Consider the following 16,527-nt stretch of genomic DNA (forward strand, 5'->3'; position numbering starts at 1 on the left):
ACCCACAGCGGACAGGGCGCGGGGCGTGCGGGCGGACGGGAGGCGGACGAGACACGTCCGGGACATGAAGAGGCCCCCCACGCACCCGTCAGAGCTCACTTGCCCTTGCTGCCTTCCGGCCCTGGGGGATTGGGCGAGGTGACGCCGCGTGGGGGGTTGCCGGGGAGTCTAGGCGAGCGCCGATCCGGCGCCCAAACCCAGGGTCCGGCCGGCGCCGGGTCGAGGTCGGGGAGGCCCGCGGGAGGCGATTTCACCGGGCCGAGAGCCGACCGGTACTCTCCTCGGCGGAGGTATCGCCTAGTGGCCTATGGCGCTCGCTTGGAAAGCGGGTTGGGTTAACAGCCCTCGGGGGTTCGAATCCCCCTACCTCCGCCGGTGCAAAGGCCCCGCCGCCCTGATGGGCGCGGGGCCTTTGTCGTGCGGTACGGCGCTCAGCGCAGCTGGGCCCGGAGCCCGTAGCGCCACTCCTCGGAGATCAGCAGGCTCCCCTCGTCGAGCCGCTTCTCGACGGCGTCGACCAGCATCCGCGAGGCGCCCTCGGGGTAGACGCGGTCCCAGGTGAGCTCCTTGCGGTGCTCGAAGACGTTGTGGATGACGCTCGTCATCAGCGCCTTGTCGATGGGCGGGGCGAGGAAGTTGCTGCCGGCGAGGAAGGTCTCCGAGCGGTCGGAGCCGAAGCGCAGCGTCACGCACGGCACCTGCAGCACGTTGGCCTCCTCGACGATGCTGCCGGAGTCGGTCACGATCACCGCGCACATCGACATCGCAGCGACGACGTCGAGGTAGCTGTCCCACACGGGCGTCGAGATCAGCGCGTCGCCGTACCGCGCCTCGAGGTCCTCGAGCCACTGCCGGCGACCGAAGTTGTCGATGGCGGCCTCGGTGCCGAGGAGGCGGATGAAGAGGACGTGGTGGCCCTGCTCGAGCAGCGCCTCCATCGCATCCATCAGGAGGTTGAAGCGGTCGCGGTTCGTGGTGTTCTCGCGACGGTGCACGCAGAAGCGGAGAAACGAGCCGTCGCCCATCTGCGGGAACTTCTGCAGCACCTGGTTCTTGTCGCTGCCGGCGATCGCCTGCGCCAGCGCGTCGACCACCGAGTTGCCGACGACGTCGATGGCGGCGGGCGCGAAGCCCTCGTCGACGAGGAACTCGCGGTTGAGCTCGACCGGGGCGGCGTGCAGGTCGGTGCCGGCGTCGGCCACGCGGGTGTTGAACTGCTCGGGCGACGGCTCGCGGCTTCCCTTGGACCAGCTGGCGCGGTCGATCGACTGCTCGCGGAACGCCGCCCAGTCGAGGTCGGCGCCCTGCTCGAGCCAGCCCTGCAGCACCTCCGGCTTCGGCGAGAGCGTGCGCAGGCCGGCCTCGACGTGGACGAGCGCCTGGCGCTCGCCGAAGGTCGCGAGCGCGCCGGCCATCGCGGTGGTGGTGTCGCCGTGGACGTAGGTGATGGGGAACCCGCCGCGCTCGGCGAAGCCGCGCAGGTAGAGCGCCAGCTTGGCGGTGATGCCCGAGACGAGGTCGTTGACGCCGCCGCGGACCTCGAGGTTCACGTCCTCGCGCACGCCGAACTCGTCGAGCATCGACTGCGACAGGTTGTGGTCGTAGTGCTGGCCGGTGTGGCACAGCACCACGTCGTGGCCCCGGTTCTTCAGCTCGTGGTAGATCGGCGCCTGCTTGATGATGTCGGGCTTGGTACCGACGACGACGATGTGCTGGCTGTTCTCGTGGGACATGGGTTCCTTCGGTTCGTGCGGAGATGCGGAGCGGGGGACGTGGGTCAGAGGAGGTCGCCGCGCGGGCTGTCGGCGACCAGCGCCCGGAGGTGCTCCAGCGGACCGGCGCTCATCGCGCGCTGCTTGTCCATGACGTAGACCGCGTCGTCGTGGGTGACGACGACCAGCCCGGTGGCGCCGAGCACGACGACCGGTCGTCCGTCCATGCTGGCGACCAGGACGTCCTCGCTCTCGAGCTGGAGCGCCGGGCCGATGGAGTGCAGGTCCTGCTCGACGAGCACGTTCTGGAGGCGCTTCCACGTGCCGATGTCGTTCCAGCCGAGGTGCCGCGGGACGACGAGGCACTCCACCCCGGCGGCGATCAGGGGGTAGAGCTCGTGGCCACCGATGGCCGGGCCGGTGTAGCCGTTGACGTCAGGCCGGTCCGCCGCGAACCGCTCGATGGCGGCGAAGACGAGCGGCATCGCGGCACGGTAGGCCTCGCACGCCTTCTCCACCCGGACGCCGTAGCAGGCGGTGTTCCAGTAGAGCCGGCCCTCGTCGCCGAGCTCGTCGATCGTCGCCGGGTCCGGCTTCTCGTAGAAGCTGCGGATCACCTCGACGGCTCCGCCCTCGCCGTTGGTGTGGATGTAGCCCAGTGTCCCGTCGAAGCCGGTCGGCTCGGCGCCGAGCACGACCATCGAGTCGGGGCTGCGGCCGAGCTGGTCCAGCATGTCGTTGGACGCCTGGTTGAAGGCGTCGTCCTCGGTGATGAGGTGGTCGGACGGTGCGATGAGCGCCGGCGCGTTGCCGTACTTCTCCGCCAGCGTCGCGATGCTGAGGGCGAACGCGGTCGCGGGGCCGGCCGGGTCCTCCTCGAGGATGAGGTTCTCCGGCGGCACCGGCCCGAGGGTCGCGCGGGCCGCGTCGGCGAACCGGGCGCGGGTCGAGACGTGGATGCGGGACGGGTCGACGATCTCGCTCAGCCGCTCGATGGTGCTGGTCAGGAGCGGGCGCCCACCCACCACCGGCTGGAACTGCTTGGGGCGGCGGTCGCGGCTGATCGGCCACAGGCGCGAGCCCTGGCCCCCAGCGAGGATGACGGCGACCGGCTCGTCCGACGTGTCAGTCATGGGGTGATTTGACCATGCGGGACTCAAGCGCGCCTCAACGCCGTATCAGCGGACGTGCAATGAACGCGAGCGCGAGCAGCGAGCCGGCGACGAGACCCGACCAGAGCAGGATCGCCCGTGGCGTGCTGAAGAGGTCCACCTGCCGGGGCGCCGGAGGTGCCTGCGCGTCGGCCCGTGCCTCACGCTCGGTGGCGACGACCTTCCCCTGCCGGCCGGGCTTCAGCTGGCGGGTCAGCGCGTCGTTGGCCTGGACGACGCCCGCGCCGGTCCACGGGTCACCGACGACGGTGCCGTCCTGCTCGTCGCCGTCCTCGGACGCGGAGGACGCGGTGACGGACGCCGGAGGTACGCCGCCGCTCTCGGTCGTGGCCTCCAGCCGGGCGACCAGCTGGCGCGGGGTCTCGCGCGGGAACCGCTCGCGGAGCAGGGCCAGCACACCGCTGACCTCCGCCGCGGCCCACGAGGTGGCGACCTCCCCGACCACGCACACCTGGCCGGTGGCGTTGACCGAGATCGCCCCCTGGGTGGGAGCCGCGACGTCGGTGTCCATGTTGGGCTTGACGTAGGTGCTCGGGTCGCTGCCGTCGGGGGTGGTCGCGCTGACCGCCAGCACACCGGGGTAGTCGGCGGGGTAGACGTCGGCGTCGTTGCCGGGCGTCCCCTTGAACCCGTCCTCGGTCGAGGCGTCGCCCTCCTCGACGTTGCCCGACGCCGCGACGACGACCAGGTCCTGGGCGACCAGGCGCTCCACGGCCGCCTCGAGCGCCGGGTCGTTGGCGGTCACGGCGAGGGCGATGTTGACGACGTCGAAGCGCTGGGTCCGGTTCGCCTCGATCACCGCATCGATGGCCGCCACCATCCCCGCCGACGTCAGCGGCACCTGGCCCTGTGTCGTGTCGGCGAGCTCGGCGTCGAACGCCTTGACGTCGAAGACCTGCGCGTCCCGGGCGACACCGTGGGGGCCGGCGATGAGGTTGGCGACGATCGTGCCGTGCCCGGACAGCCGGGTGCCGGGGTTCACGCCCGGGATCGCCAGGCCGCCGTAGGGCACCACACCGCCAGGGCCGCCCACGATGCCGCTGTCGATGACAGCGACCTTCACGCCCTTCCCGGTGGCGAGCTCCTGGGCCTGCTCGACGTGCATGCGGTCGAAGGCGAGGTTGTCCTTCTCGTGCGTGTCGGCCAGCCGCTCCGAGCCCGGCACCTCGCTCTCCATGCAGGGCGCCTCGTGGTCGGCCATTGCCGGAGCCGCCCACACCGGGACGACCGCGGTGGCGAGCAGCGCGGCCGCGAACGACGTACGCACGCACGCGTTTTTCCGGGGCCCCCGCGGCGTTGTCCGGAGGAGCGCAGCGGGGGAGGAGAACGTCGTGGGGAAAATTCTCACTCGGCGTCGGCCTCGTCGTCGGCGGGGGCAGCGTCCTCCGGCACCCTGCGCGCGCTGTTGGTCGTGAGCGGCACGCCGGTGTCGAAGAACCGCATCCACGCGCTCGGGACGAGCGGCGGTGTGACGTCCTCGTACCCGATGTAGGTCGGCACCATCGGGCCGAGCTGGTACTTCTCGCCCTTGGTGTCGATGACGTAGGGGGTGCCGCTCGTGGCGGCGTCGTCGGAGCCGGAGAGCACGTAGGCACCCGCGCTCGGCTCGACGTCGACGTCGTGGCGACCGGGGCTGACCGGGTCCTCACCGCCGGGGTCCGCGGCGCCCGTCGGGTTGGTGGCGAGGCTGACGCGGGCGGCGGTCGCCGGGCCGGGGTGGAGCTCGGCGCACAGGGCTCCGGACGCCACCGGGGTCGGGAGGGTCGCGGGCCACTCCTCCGGGAAGGTCGCGTTGCCGAACCGCGCGTTGAGGTCGTCGGGCACCTCGGTCGCCGGGCGGCCGACGACGTCGTAGACCATGCCGGCGAACGGCGAGAGCTGCTGGGGTGCGTCGTCGCCGAGGAGGTAGTAGCGCCCCGACTCGGCGGACAGCAGCAGGTCGCCGATCCTGAACTGCGAGAGGTCGGTGCGGGTGTCGCCGTAGCCGACGCGCCGTCCGGCACGGGTGACCCCGAAGGACTCCTCCTCCAGCTCCGTGCCGGACGCGGTCGGGAAGAGGTTGAGCCAGTCCGCGTCGACCTCGACCGGCGTCGCGCCGAACTGGAGCTGGTTGCCGACCGTGGAGGCGCTCGTCGCGTCCTTCGGCATGGCGAAGCGCCAGGCCCGGCCCTCCTGGGCGCCGACCGGCGGCGAGGTCGCGATCAGCCACTGCTCGCCGTCGCTCGAGACGAGGAACGCGGATCCGGTCAGGTCCTCGACGCTGGGGTCCTCCTGCACGGCGACCTTGGTCCCGATGCCGTCTCCGGTGCACGCGGTCCAGCCGTCGTCGACGAGCTCGTCGGCCGTCGGCAGGCCGGCAGGCGCGCCCTCGATGCCGAGGTCCTCGCCGACCGCGACGGTGCGGATGTACTTGTCCCGCACGGTGAACGGGGTCAGGTCGGACTTGCCGAGCAGCAGCTGTGCGGAGACGTAGTTGGGCACCCGCTGGAGCAGCGGGTCGGGCTCGCCCTGCATGACGACGTACTGCTCGCCGGTGTCCTTGGAGATGACGAAGCTGCCCTGCTCGAGCCACTGCGCGGGCGGGCGGCCCAGCAGGAAGCCGGCGATCGCGGCACCCGCGAGCAGCAGCACCGACAGCGCGACGCCGCCGATCAGCACCCGGCCGGGGCGGACCGGCTCGACCTCGCGACCGCCCGGGGCGCCGGACACGAACGCCGTGACCAGCCGTCGCCGGCTGAACGCGTGGGCCTCGACGAGGTCCTTCTTGGTGGCCACCGCTCAGCCCCTCAGCCCGCCACCGCGGACACGATGCCCGCGGCCAGGACCATCAGGGGCAGGAGTGCCAGCAGCGTGATCGTCTCGACGACGTCGCCCAGCCGGCCGCGTCGCACCGAGGCCGACGCGGGGACGAGCGTGAGGGCGAGCAGCACGGCACCGACGCCGGCGAGGCCGATCGCGGCACCCGCGCGCCAGCCGTCGTGGATGAGCAGCATCGAGACGGCGACCGAGACCAGGCCGAGGATCCCGGAGGTGAGGCCCGCCAGCACCTCCGACCCGGTGCGGTACTGACGGGTGCGGAACATGACGGCCAGGCAGCACACCGCGGCCAGCACGGTGCCCGAGACGCCGCGATCGACGGCGAACGGGGCGAAGAGGACGAGCAGCGTGCCGACGGTCGCGGAGACGGCGAGCAGGATCTCGTGGCCCACGCGCGCGTCGTCGGCGACCTCGTCCGGGTCGATCTCCTCGGGGTCGGCGGTGATGTCGTGCAGGGAGTAGAGCTGGTCGACCCGGGTTCCGGTGACACCGAGGGCGAGCCACGGCAGGACGCTGCCGGCGAGGACGACCAGGGTCATCAGCACGGTGAAGACCGGGCCGGGCTCGAGCGAGGCGACCCGGATGAGCACGGAGCAGGTGAGCAGCACGGCGCCGACGACGATCGCGGGGATCACCAGCGGGCGGCCGTCCTGGAGGCCGACGACGGCGACCAGTCCGACGGCGAGGATGCCCAGCCCGGCGACGAGCAGCGGGTCGGTGAAGAAGGCGTCGTCCAGAGGCCAGCTCCACGCCGGGAGGTCGCCAGGCGCCAGCAGCAGCCCGGCGACGCCGGCGTAGAGGGCGGCGAGCAGGGAGACGGCGACCGCGGCCTCGGGCTCGTGCTGGGCGCGGGCCAGGACGACGCCGCCGACCACCAGGAGTGCGGAGATGACCGCGGCGGCGACCCCGCCGAGCAGGCTCTCGCCCTGGAGGAGCAGCGCCAGCGCGCCGAGGCCGAGCAGCACGCTGCCCGCCCCAAGCGCCGTACGGCGTCCAGCGGCGGGCTCCCACGGCTTGAGCTCGTTCTCCACGACGTCGGCCATCGCCTCGACCACGTCGTCGTACACGCGGGGGGCCTTGTCGTCGACGCCGGCGGTGACCGTCAGGAGGCCGCCGTCCTCGATGCCCTGCATGGTCAGGCCGGCGTCGTCGGCGAGGATGCGGCCCTCCTGCGTCACCAGGCGGTAGCCGCCGTAGACGGTGGAGGCGTCGAGCAGGCCGACCGAGCGCGCCAGCTCGGGCACGAGCTCGGCGACCGGGATCGAGCCCGGCAGCACCAGGTCGACGCGGCGCGAACCCGAGGCGATGGTGACCCGGACCAGGCCCGAGGCGACCGAGGACCCCTGACTCATATGGCGCTTCCCCCTGGTGAGCGTGTCCCGGCCACGAGGCCGGGGTTCTGAACCGGGAGCAGCCTAGGCGACTGGCCGGACGAAATGGCCCGAGGCCGGTCATCCCCGGAGGGACGACCGGCCTCGGACGAGCGGTGTGCGCTCAGAAGCGGTTCGCGCCGCGCGCGTCGGCCGCCTTGTACTCGGCGTTGGAGGAGTCCACGCCCTGGCTGGCCTGCTGCAGCAGGAGGGTCATCTCCTGCATGGCCTGGTCCCACTTGGCCTTGGCCTGGTCGTAGGCCATCTTGGCGTTACCGTTCCAGTCCGACTTCAGCGGGTTGAGCTCGCTCTCGAGCTGGTCGAGGCGGGCCTCGATGTCCTTGGCCGCCTTCATCACGTCGGCCGCACCGGCGTCGAGGTGGCCGTGCTGAACCTTGATTCCGTCGAAGCTCATCATCGATCTCCTAAGTCTGTGTCGGGCCCGGCGTCAGCCGAGGCGGCCCTGGAGGTTGGCGTGGGTGGCGGACTGCGACTCGTCGGTCGCGACGTTGTCGCGCTCGGTCTCCTTCATCGAGGCGGAGAGCTGGTCCAGCGCCTTGAGGATGGTCTCCTGCTTCTGGTCCCACGCGATCATCAGGTTGTTGAACGCGGTCGCACCCTGGCCACCCCATCCAGCCATCATGGTCTGGATGTTGCCGGACAGGACGCCGCACTTGTTCTTGACGTCACCGCGGGCCTGGTCGACGAAGTCAGCGCCCTTGGAGAGGGCCTTCTCTGTCTGGCCGTACATGTCGCTCATGGAAGTTTCCTTCTCCCCCGGGCGGTGTGACCGGCCGAGTGTCGTGTGTGGAAGTGATCTGCTGCTCAGGGAGACGTCCCGACCCCCCGCGCTGACGTGCATCTACCCGAGCGAAAACGGCCTAAACATCAGGACGTGATTTCCCACAGGCGGCGGAAGATCCCGGCCGCGACGACGGCCGCGGCGAAGGCGAAGCTGCCGCACAGCGACTCCGCGACCTCGGCCCGGCGCGACCACCAGACCGAGCGCCAGCCGCGTCCAGTGGCGATGGCCGCGGCGACCGCGATCGCACCGAGGCCGACGACGACGTAGAAGAACGAGTCGAGGTAGCCGGCGCCGGGACCGGCCACGAGGTGCTCCGCCAGTGCGGCCAGCGCGCCGAGCCCGGCCAGCCGGAGGAAGGCCCGGGCGGCGGCGTGCCGGTAGGACCGCGCGGCGAGCAGCAGCGACAGGCCGGCGAAGAGCACGAGGCAGCGGGCGCCGATGCGGTCGAGGTCGATGGTGGCGCTGTGCAGCAGGAGCGGGCTCGCGGTCAGGGTGACGACCATGATCGCCACGCTCGCGCCCGTGACGACGCGCGAGGCGCGGCGCACCAGGCGTTCCATCGCCTCCGCGCTGACGACGATGCGACCGCGCCGGCCCCTGCGCTGGCTGTCGCGGGCCGACCACGCGGTGACGGCCAGCCGGTCGAGGTCGAGCAGCGCCTCGTCGGGAACATCGATCGCCAGCGACGGCGCGAAGCGCGCGGCCATCATCGCGAGGAAGAGCAGGAGGGTCCAGGCGACCCGGGCGTCCCAGCCGAGCATGGTGGTGACGGTGCAGCACGCGAAGACCGTCAGCCCGCTGACGATCCACACCACGCTGGTCTCGTCGCCCTCCGCGGCGAGCGCGCGGCCGATGCCCGCGACGACGGCGGCCGCGATCCCGGAGGCGCCGAGGATCGCGGGCAGCAGGTGGATGCCGGGCTCGTAGAGGGCCGCGAAGGCGGCCGCTGCGGCGAAGGCAGGGGCCGCGGCCGCACGCTGACGCCGGTGCCGGCCGACCGGCAGCACCCCGACCAGTGCGCACGCGAGCAGGATCCCGACCGTCACGGTGCGGAAGGTCTCCTCCCCCGCGCGTCCGGCGTACCACGCAGCGAGCACGGCGGCCGCCGAGGCGACCGACGCGATCATCGAGGCCAGCGCCGGACTCTCGGGGGCGTTCTTCGCGGCGTCGAGCAGGGTGGTCCTGCGCGGGCGGTGCACGCCGGCGGTGGCGACGAGCACGTCACCGGGCTGTACGCCGGCCTCGCCGAGGGAGACGGCGGCGTTGAGCCGTTCGCCCAGCGCGGTCTGCAGGAGCGGGACGCCGGGCACGGAGCCGTCGCCCGCCTCAGCAGCCTGCTTGGCGTACTCCCGTGCGACGTCGACGGGCGTGGCGCCGGCCGGGACGACCAGGTCGAGCACGCCGGCCGGGCCGTGGATGCTGAGGGCGATGGTCGCGTCGGCTGAGCCGGGCACGACGACGTCCGACACGTCTCCCCCTTCGCGTGGATCGAGCACCTCTCCGCCGGAGAGTAGTCGCACCCGCGGCGACGGAGGGAGCACCTATCATCGTCGCGACTTCATCGGGTGAGCCAACGGGGGACGCGTGAGCACCACACTGCGAGGCGGACAACGGCTCGACGAGCCGGAGATGCCGGGTGGCCAGATCGTCCTGCAGCCGCCGCCCGAGCTCCAGGAGGGCGAGGGCGCCAGCGGCGTGCTGATGAACGCCATCCCGATGCTCGGCAGCCTCGGCTCGATCGTCCTCGTCGCGACGATGGGCGGCGGCGCCAACCGGGGTCGCAGCTTCCTCGCGGCCGGCATGTTCCTCTTCGCCACGCTCGGCTTCATCGTCGTCCAGATCGACCGGCAGCGGAAGCAGCGCGCGCAGCAGGTCACCGGCTCGCGCACGGAGTACCTGCGCTACCTCAGCAACATCCGCAAGGTCGCGCGCGAGGCCGCCGACCAGCAGCGCCGCGCGCTCAACTGGCACCACCCCGAGCCGTCCGCGCTGCCGTCCCTGGCCGAGGACCGCACGCGGCTGTGGGAGCACTCGAGCACGGACGACAACTTCCTGCACGTGCGCTACGGCCTGTGCTCGCAGCCGTTGTCGCTCGAGCTGGTCCCGCCGGAGAGCGCGCCGGTCGACCAGGTGGACCCGGCCGCCGCGTCGGCCCTCCACCGGCTGCTCGTCGTGCACCGGCTGCAGCCCAACCTGCCGGCGTCGATCGACCTGCGCGCCTTCGACCGCATCGAGCTGTGCGGCGAGGCCGACGAGGCCCGCTCGACCGCCCGGGCGATGATCTGCTCGGCGACCGCCTTCCAGAACCCCGACCAGCTGATCGTCGCGGTGCTGAGCTCGGAGGCCAACCTCACCCACTGGGACTGGGTGAAGTGGCTCCCGCACGCGCAGAGCACCCGCGAGGCCGACGCGGTCGGCCCGATGCGACTCGTCTCCACCTCGCTCGACGACCTCGGCAACCTGCTCCCGCCCGACCTCAGCGACCGCCCGCGGTTCGGCGCGGACGAGCGCGCGGCGACCCCGCACATCCTGCTCGTCATCGACGGCGGCCACCTGCCGCCCGGCAACCACATCGTGCCGCCGGACGGCCTGCACGGCGTGACCCTGCTCGACCTGCCGGCGCGGTGGGACGAGCTCGAGGACTCGACGCGGCTGCGGCTGGAGTTCGCCGGCGGTCCCGACGAGCTCGGCAAGCGGCCGGTCCGCGCGGTCCGGCTGCGCTCCGAGCCCGTCAAGGCGCTCGCCGACCAGTGCGACCTCGCGACGGCCGAGGCGTTCGCCCGGCGCATCGCGCCGCTCAAGACCGCCAGCGCCGAGTCGTCCTCGGCCGGCGGCGCGGTGGACATCACCTCGACGACGCCCGACCACATGGACCTGCTGGGCCTGGGCGACATCTTCACCTACGACCCCGCCACCGCCTGGCGACCGCGCCCCGTCCGCGACCGGCTGCGGGTGCCGATCGGCATCGGCGACTCCGGCGGCCTGATCCACCTCGACATCAAGGAGTCCGCCCAGCAGGGCATGGGCCCGCACGGCCTGGTGATCGGTGCGACGGGCTCCGGCAAGTCGGAGTTCCTCCGCACCCTCGTGCTCGGGCTGGTGATGACGCACTCGTCGGAGCAGCTCAACCTCGTGCTGGTCGACTTCAAGGGTGGTGCGACGTTCGCCGGCATGGCCGACATGCCGCACGTCTCGGCCGTCATCACCAACCTCGCCAACGAGCTCACCCTCGTCGACCGCATGCAGGACGCCCTGTCCGGGGAGATGACGCGTCGGCAGGAGCTGCTGCGCGACGCCGGCAACTACGCCTCGGTCCGCGACTACGAGAAGGCGCGCGCCAACGGCGAGCCGCTCGAGCCGATGCCGTCACTCTTCATCGTCGTCGACGAGTTCTCCGAGATGCTCTCGGCCAAGCCGGAGTTCATCGACCTGTTCGTCGCCATCGGCCGCCTCGGCCGCTCGCTCGGCCTGCACCTGCTGCTCGCCTCGCAGCGGCTCGAGGAGGGCCGGCTCCGCGGGCTCGAGTCCCACCTCTCCTACCGCGTCGGTCTCCGCACCTTCTCGGCCGGCGAGTCCCGGGCGGTCCTCGGCGTGCCGGACGCCTACGAGCTCCCCGCCGTCCCCGGCCTCGGCTACCTCAAGCCCGACCAGTCCACGCTGCTGCGGTTCAAGGCGGCGTACGTCTCGGGGCCGCCGTCGAGCCGCACCCGGGTCGCGCGCGACGAGGGCGGCGGCATCCGCGGCATCCTGCCGTTCACGATCTCCGAGGTGCAGGCGCTGGAGCCGACCCACGACGAGGCCGCTGATGTCGTCGCGCCGCAGCCCCAGCAACAGGGCGAGCAGCCGTCGCTGCTCGACGTCGCCGTGCAGCGGATGATCGGCAAGGGCCCCGCGGCGCACCAGGTCTGGCTGCCGCCCCTCGACGTGCCCGACACCCTCGACGACCTGATGCCCGACCTCGCCCCGCACCCCGAGCTCGGCCTGACCTCGCAGCAGTGGCGCTCGATCCCGGGCCTCGTGATCCCGCTCGGCACGGTCGACCGGCCGCGCGAGCAGCGCCGCGACACGATGACGCTCAACCTCACCGGCGCCGCCGGCCACGTCGCCGTCGTCGGCGGCCCGCGCTCGGGCAAGAGCACGCTGCTGCGCAGCATCGTGACCAGCATGGCGCTGGTGACGACGCCGCTCGAGTCGCAGTTCTTCGTGCTCGACTTCGGCGGTGGCGCGTTCGCGCCGCTGACCCGGCTGCCGCACGTCTCCGGTGTCGCGACGCGCTCCGAGCCCGACGTCGTACGCCGCGTCATGGCGGAGGTCGAGGGCATCGTCGACCGCCGCGAGGCCTACTTCCGCGAGAACGGCATCGACTCGATCGAGACCTATCGCGCCCGTCGAGCGCAGGGTCGCGCCGACGACGGCTGGGGCGACGTGTTCCTCGTGATCGACGGCTGGAGCACGCTGCGCGCCGAGTTCGACGACCTCGAGATGGAGATCCAGCAGCTGGCCGCGCGCGGCCTCACGTTCGGCCTGCACATCGTGACCGCGTCGACCCGCTGGGCCGACTTCCGCGCGGCGATGCGCGACGTCTTCGGCTCCAAGCTCGAGCTGCGCCTCGGCGACCCGCTCGACTCCGAGGTCGACCGCAAGGTCGCCGCGCTGGTGCCGGTCGGCCGTCCCGGTCGCGGCCTCGTGCCGTCCAAGCTGCACTTCCTCGGCGCCCTGCCCCGCATCGACGGCGACGGCAGCGCCGAGACGCTCGGCGACGGCGTCGACGACCTCATCGACAAGATGGTCGCCGCCTGGCGCGGCCCCGAGGGGCCCAAGCTCCGCCTCCTGCCGGAGATGGTCACGCTCGCCGCCATCCGCGAGGACGCCGTACGACGTCAGGTGCCGGAGCGCCAGATCCTGCTCGGCATCAACGAGAAGGAGCTCGCGCCGATCGGGCTCGACGTCGACGCCGAGCCGCACATGCTGATCTTCGGCGACGGGCAGTCGGGCAAGAGCGCGCTGCTGCGGGCCTACGTCCACGAGGTGATGCGCACGCGCACCGCCAAGGAGGCGCAGATCGTCCTGGTCGACTACCGCCGCTCGCTGCTCGGCGAGGTCCCCGACGAGTACCTCCTCAACTACCTGACGTCCGCCACGCAGGCGACGCCGACGCTCAAGGACATCGCCACCTACCTCGAGGGCCGGATCCCCGGACCCGACGTGACGCCCGAGCAGCTGCGCAGCCGCTCCTGGTGGACCGGCGCCGAGGTCTTCGTCGTGGTCGACGACTACGACCTGGTCGCGACCGCGCAGTCCTCACCGGTCTCCTCGCTCCAGCCGCTGATGGCGCAGGCACGCGACGTCGGCCTGCACATCGTGGTGGCCCGCCGCACCGGCGGCGCGAGCCGCGCGCTCTACGAGCCGGTGATCCAGTCCCTGCGCGACCTCGCGATGCCCGGCGTGATGCTGTCGGGCCCGCGCGACGAGGGCATCCTCATCGGCAACCTGCGCCCCCAGCCCGCACCCGAGGGCCGCGCCCGCGTCGTCACCCGCGACGGCGGCACCCAGACCGCCCAACTGGCCTGGCTCGACCCGACGATGTGATCGGCCCGGGGCAGGCTCCGCGCCCGAGTCCTACGGTTGTCAGCCGAGATCTGGGCTGACAACCGTAGGAGTCACCGGATGTCCGGTGACTCCAGAAGTCAGCGGCGGCCGCTGTTGAACATGCCGCGCGCGATCTCGCGGGCGGCGGTGCGCATGAAGTCCTTGAAGGCCGTGGACTTCACGACGCTCTCGACCATCGAGTCCTTCGGCTTCTCCGCCTTCCTCGCCTTCTCGGTGACCCGCTCGTTCTTCTGCTCGCGCGCCATCTCCTTCACCCGCGCGTCCTCGGCGGCCTTGCGGGCGCCCTCCTCGAGCTTCTTGGCGAGCAGCTCGCGGGCGGACTCGCGGTCGATGCCCTCGGCGTACTTGGCCGCGAGCGGGGACGCCTTCACGGCGGCCTCCATCGCCGACGTCCCGGCCGCCCCCATCAGCGACTCGGGAGCGCGGAGGCGGGTCCAGGCGACGGGGGTCGGGGCGCCGCGCTCGTTCATCACGGTGACCACGGCCTCGCCGATCCCGAGCGAGGTGATGACCTCGCCGAGGTCGTCGTACGCACTGGTGGGGTAGGTGTTGACGGTCGCCTTGAGCGCCTTGGCGTCGTTGGGGGTGTGCGCGCGGAGCTGGTGCTGCACGCGCGAGCCGAGCTGGGCGAGCACGTCGTCGGGCACGTCGGTCGGCGACTGGGTCACGAAGAAGACACCCACGCCCTTGGACCGGATCAGCCGCACGGTCTGGGCGATCTGGTCGAGGAACGCGTCCGAGGCGTCGTTGAAGAGCAGGTGCGCCTCGTCGAAGAAGAAGACCAGCTTGGGCTTGTCGAGGTCGCCCTCCTCCGGCAGGTCGTGGAAGAGGTCGGCCAGCAGCCACATGAGGAACGTCGAGAAGAGCGCCGGCCGGTCCTGGAGGTTCGGCAGCTCGAGCAGGCTGATCACGCCGCGGCCGTCGTCGGTGAGCCGCAGGAAGTCCTTGGTCTCGAACTCCGGCTCGCCGAAGAACACGTCCGCCCCCTGCGCCTCGAACGACACCAGCTCGCGCAGGATCACGCCCGCGGTCTGCGGCGAGAGCCCGCCGATCGTCTTGAGCTCGGCCTTCCCGGCCGCGTCGCCGGTGAGGTACTGCAGCACCGCGCGCAGGTCGGAGAGGTCGAGCAGCGGCAGCCCTTTCTGGTCGCAGTAGTAGAAGACCAGACCCAGCGAGGACTCCTGCGTCTCGTTGAGACCGAGCACCTTCGCCAGCAGGGTCGGGCCGAACGCGCTCATCGTCACCCGCACCGGTACGCCGATCCCCTGGCCGCCGATCGCGTAGAACTCCGTCGGGAAGCCGGTCGCCGTCCACGTCTGGCCGACGCTCGCCGTACGGGCGGTGAGCTTGTCGCTCGGCTCACCCGGAGCGCTCAGCCCGGAGAGGTCGCCCTTGATGTCGGCGGCGAACACCGGTACGCCGTTGGCGCTCAGCTGCTCGGCGAGCAGCTGGAGCGTCTTGGTCTTGCCGGTGCCGGTCGCGCCGGCGACGAGGCCGTGGCGGTTGAGCATGCCGAGCGGGATCTTGATGTGGACGTCGCTGAGCTCGTCGGCGTCGAGCATCAGCCCACCCAGCTCGAGGGCAGGTCCCTCGAACCGGTACCCGGGCGCGACCGCCTCGGAGATCGGGTCGGTCGCGGCCGGGGGCTCGGCCGGCGTCGGCTCTGGCACTGGCGTCGTCCCGGGCGTCTCGCTCATGCCCCGGAGCCTAGCCACGGCGGCAGACGACGACGAGCGGTCACGCGGGCCGTCGTTATAGTCACCGGCGTGATCTTCAAGCGGGTGGGCGTCGGCCGGCCCTACCCCGACCACGGGCTGACCTCGCGCGCGTGGGCGGACCTGCCCCCGCGCCAGGTCCGGCTGGACGAGCTGGTGACCACGAAGGACACGCTGCAGCTCGACACCCTCCTCGACGAGGACTCGACGTTCTACGGCGACCTGTTCGCGCACGTCGTGCAGTGGAAGGGCGACCTCTACCTCGAGGACGGGCTCCACCGAGCCCTGCGCGCCGCGCTCCAGCAGCGCAGCGTCCTGCACGCGCGGGTCCACAAGGCCGATGCGTGATGAGCACCCCACGACGTTCTTCTCCCCCGCTGCGCTCCTCCGAACAACGCCTCGGGGACCCCGCATGAGCGGCGCACTGAAGTCGGCCCTCACCCTCGCCGTCCTGGCGGTGCTCGTCCTCGTCGCGGCCGCCTGGGGCTGGTCGGCGCTGACCGCGCCGTTCCCCCAGGAGGACCCGGTGGCGATCTGCGAGGACATCGACGTCGCCGCAGGCGGTGAGGTGCGCCGCGACGAGGTCGTCGTCAGCGTGTTCAACGGAAGCAGGCGATCCGGGCTCGCCGGCTCGACGATGGCCGAGCTCACCGAGCGCGGCTTCGTCGAGGGCCAGGTCGGCGACTCGCCGCAGCCGGCGAAGACCACCCAGATCTGGTCCTCCGAGCCGACCAACCCCGCCGTGCTCCTCGTCCAGCAGCAGTTCCGGCGCGCCGACATCGTCCCGGGCGACTCCCTCGGGGACGGGATCACCGTCGTCGTCGGCGAGAAGTTCAAGTCGCTGAAGAAGAAGCAGGTCGAGTCCGTGACCGCCGAGTCCGCCGCGACGTACTGCCGGGCCACCAGCTCCGACGCGGAGTAGCACCCCGGGACAGGCCTCAGTCGCGCTCGCGGCGTGACGGGTCGCCGAGCCACTGCGCCAGCCGGCCGTTCTGCGACACCTGGCGCAACCGGTCCTCGGTGGCCTCGCGCAGCTTGCGCGGCGTGACGACGAGCAGGTCGTCGCCCGAGCGGAGGACCGTACGACGCTCCGGCACCAGGACGCTGCCGCTGCGGATCACCAGTGAGAGCGAGGCGCCTGCCGGCAGGCGCAGCTCGCCCACCTCGACGCCGTGCATCTTCGACGTCGGCGCGATCGTCACCTGCAGGAGGTCGGCGGCCACCCGGTCGAGCGGGGCGGGGGGGGGGGGGGGGCCCCGCCGGGGGGGGGGGGGGGGGGCCGGAAAACCCCCCCCCGCCCCCCCCCCCGGGGGGGCGCGCACCCGC

Annotated in this window: 13 protein-coding genes, 1 tRNA gene and 1 other RNA gene; 4 read left to right on the forward strand and 11 right to left on the reverse strand. The window is 72.1% G+C overall.

Annotated elements, in window-relative coordinates:
* Positions 1 to 68 precede the first annotated feature (68 nt).
* Positions 69 to 158, reverse strand: an RNA gene (gene ffs / locus L2K70_RS10705) — signal recognition particle sRNA small type.
* Between the two features lie 128 nt (positions 159 to 286).
* Here ffs and L2K70_RS10710 point away from each other — a divergent pair.
* Positions 287 to 372 (forward strand) — tRNA-Ser (locus L2K70_RS10710).
* Between the two features lie 59 nt (positions 373 to 431).
* Here the strand turns inward: L2K70_RS10710 and L2K70_RS10715 are convergent.
* From L2K70_RS10715 to L2K70_RS10750, 8 genes are all read right to left on the reverse strand, one after another.
* Positions 432 to 1,733, reverse strand: a complete 1,302-nt coding sequence (locus L2K70_RS10715; protein WP_236401825.1) for a UDP-N-acetyl glucosamine 2-epimerase — start codon at positions 1,731 to 1,733, stop codon at positions 432 to 434.
* A gap of 44 nt (positions 1,734 to 1,777) precedes the next feature.
* A complete protein-coding gene (locus tag L2K70_RS10720; RefSeq protein ID WP_236401826.1) occupies positions 1,778 to 2,845 on the reverse strand; it encodes a sugar phosphate nucleotidyltransferase in 1,068 nt (355 codons plus the stop codon).
* Between the two features lie 34 nt (positions 2,846 to 2,879).
* Positions 2,880 to 4,151 (reverse strand): S8 family serine peptidase, encoded by a 1,272-nt coding sequence (locus L2K70_RS10725; RefSeq protein ID WP_236401827.1) that lies wholly within the window; start codon positions 4,149 to 4,151, stop codon positions 2,880 to 2,882.
* A 77-nt stretch (positions 4,152 to 4,228) separates the two neighbouring features.
* Positions 4,229 to 5,659 carry a type VII secretion protein EccB gene (locus tag L2K70_RS10730; RefSeq protein WP_236401828.1) on the reverse strand — a complete coding sequence of 477 codons (1,431 nt, stop codon included), beginning with the start codon at positions 5,657 to 5,659 and terminating at the stop codon, positions 4,229 to 4,231.
* Positions 5,660 to 5,670: 11 nt separating this feature from the next.
* Positions 5,671 to 7,053 carry a type VII secretion integral membrane protein EccD gene (eccD, locus tag L2K70_RS10735; protein WP_236401829.1) on the reverse strand — a complete coding sequence of 461 codons (1,383 nt, stop codon included), beginning with the start codon at positions 7,051 to 7,053 and terminating at the stop codon, positions 5,671 to 5,673.
* Positions 7,054 to 7,195: 142 nt separating this feature from the next.
* Positions 7,196 to 7,486, reverse strand: a complete 291-nt coding sequence (locus L2K70_RS10740) for a WXG100 family type VII secretion target (RefSeq protein ID WP_236401830.1) — start codon at positions 7,484 to 7,486, stop codon at positions 7,196 to 7,198.
* Positions 7,487 to 7,519: 33 nt separating this feature from the next.
* A complete protein-coding gene (locus L2K70_RS10745) occupies positions 7,520 to 7,831 on the reverse strand; it encodes a WXG100 family type VII secretion target (RefSeq protein ID WP_236401831.1) in 312 nt (103 codons plus the stop codon).
* A gap of 128 nt (positions 7,832 to 7,959) precedes the next feature.
* Positions 7,960 to 9,345 (reverse strand): ubiquitin family protein, encoded by a 1,386-nt coding sequence (locus tag L2K70_RS10750; protein WP_236401832.1) that lies wholly within the window; start codon positions 9,343 to 9,345, stop codon positions 7,960 to 7,962.
* Positions 9,346 to 9,460: 115 nt separating this feature from the next.
* Between L2K70_RS10750 and eccCa the strand changes: the two genes are divergently transcribed.
* Complete coding sequence (eccCa, locus tag L2K70_RS10755) at positions 9,461 to 13,465, forward strand: type VII secretion protein EccCa (RefSeq protein WP_236401833.1); 4,005 nt, start codon at positions 9,461 to 9,463, stop codon at positions 13,463 to 13,465.
* Positions 13,466 to 13,563: 98 nt separating this feature from the next.
* Here eccCa and L2K70_RS10760 read toward each other — a convergent pair whose 3' ends face one another.
* Positions 13,564 to 15,183, reverse strand: coding sequence for a helicase HerA-like domain-containing protein (locus L2K70_RS10760; RefSeq protein WP_236401834.1), 1,620 nt, complete (start codon positions 15,181 to 15,183; stop codon positions 13,564 to 13,566).
* Positions 15,184 to 15,252: 69 nt separating this feature from the next.
* Between L2K70_RS10760 and L2K70_RS10765 the strand changes: the two genes are divergently transcribed.
* A complete protein-coding gene (locus L2K70_RS10765) occupies positions 15,253 to 15,549 on the forward strand; it encodes a type II toxin-antitoxin system VapB family antitoxin (protein WP_236401835.1) in 297 nt (98 codons plus the stop codon).
* Between the two features lie 64 nt (positions 15,550 to 15,613).
* On the forward strand, positions 15,614 to 16,123 hold the full coding sequence (locus L2K70_RS10770) for a LytR C-terminal domain-containing protein (protein ID WP_236401836.1): 510 nt from the start codon (positions 15,614 to 15,616) through the stop codon (positions 16,121 to 16,123).
* Positions 16,124 to 16,139: 16 nt separating this feature from the next.
* Here L2K70_RS10770 and L2K70_RS10775 read toward each other — a convergent pair whose 3' ends face one another.
* Positions 16,140 to 16,424 (reverse strand): TrkA C-terminal domain-containing protein, encoded by a 285-nt coding sequence (locus L2K70_RS10775; protein ID WP_236401837.1) that lies wholly within the window; start codon positions 16,422 to 16,424, stop codon positions 16,140 to 16,142.
* Between the last annotated feature and the right edge of the window lie 103 nt (positions 16,425 to 16,527).

Source organism: Nocardioides potassii, from assembly GCF_021648885.1.
Taxonomy (GTDB): domain Bacteria; phylum Actinomycetota; class Actinomycetes; order Propionibacteriales; family Nocardioidaceae; genus Nocardioides; species Nocardioides potassii.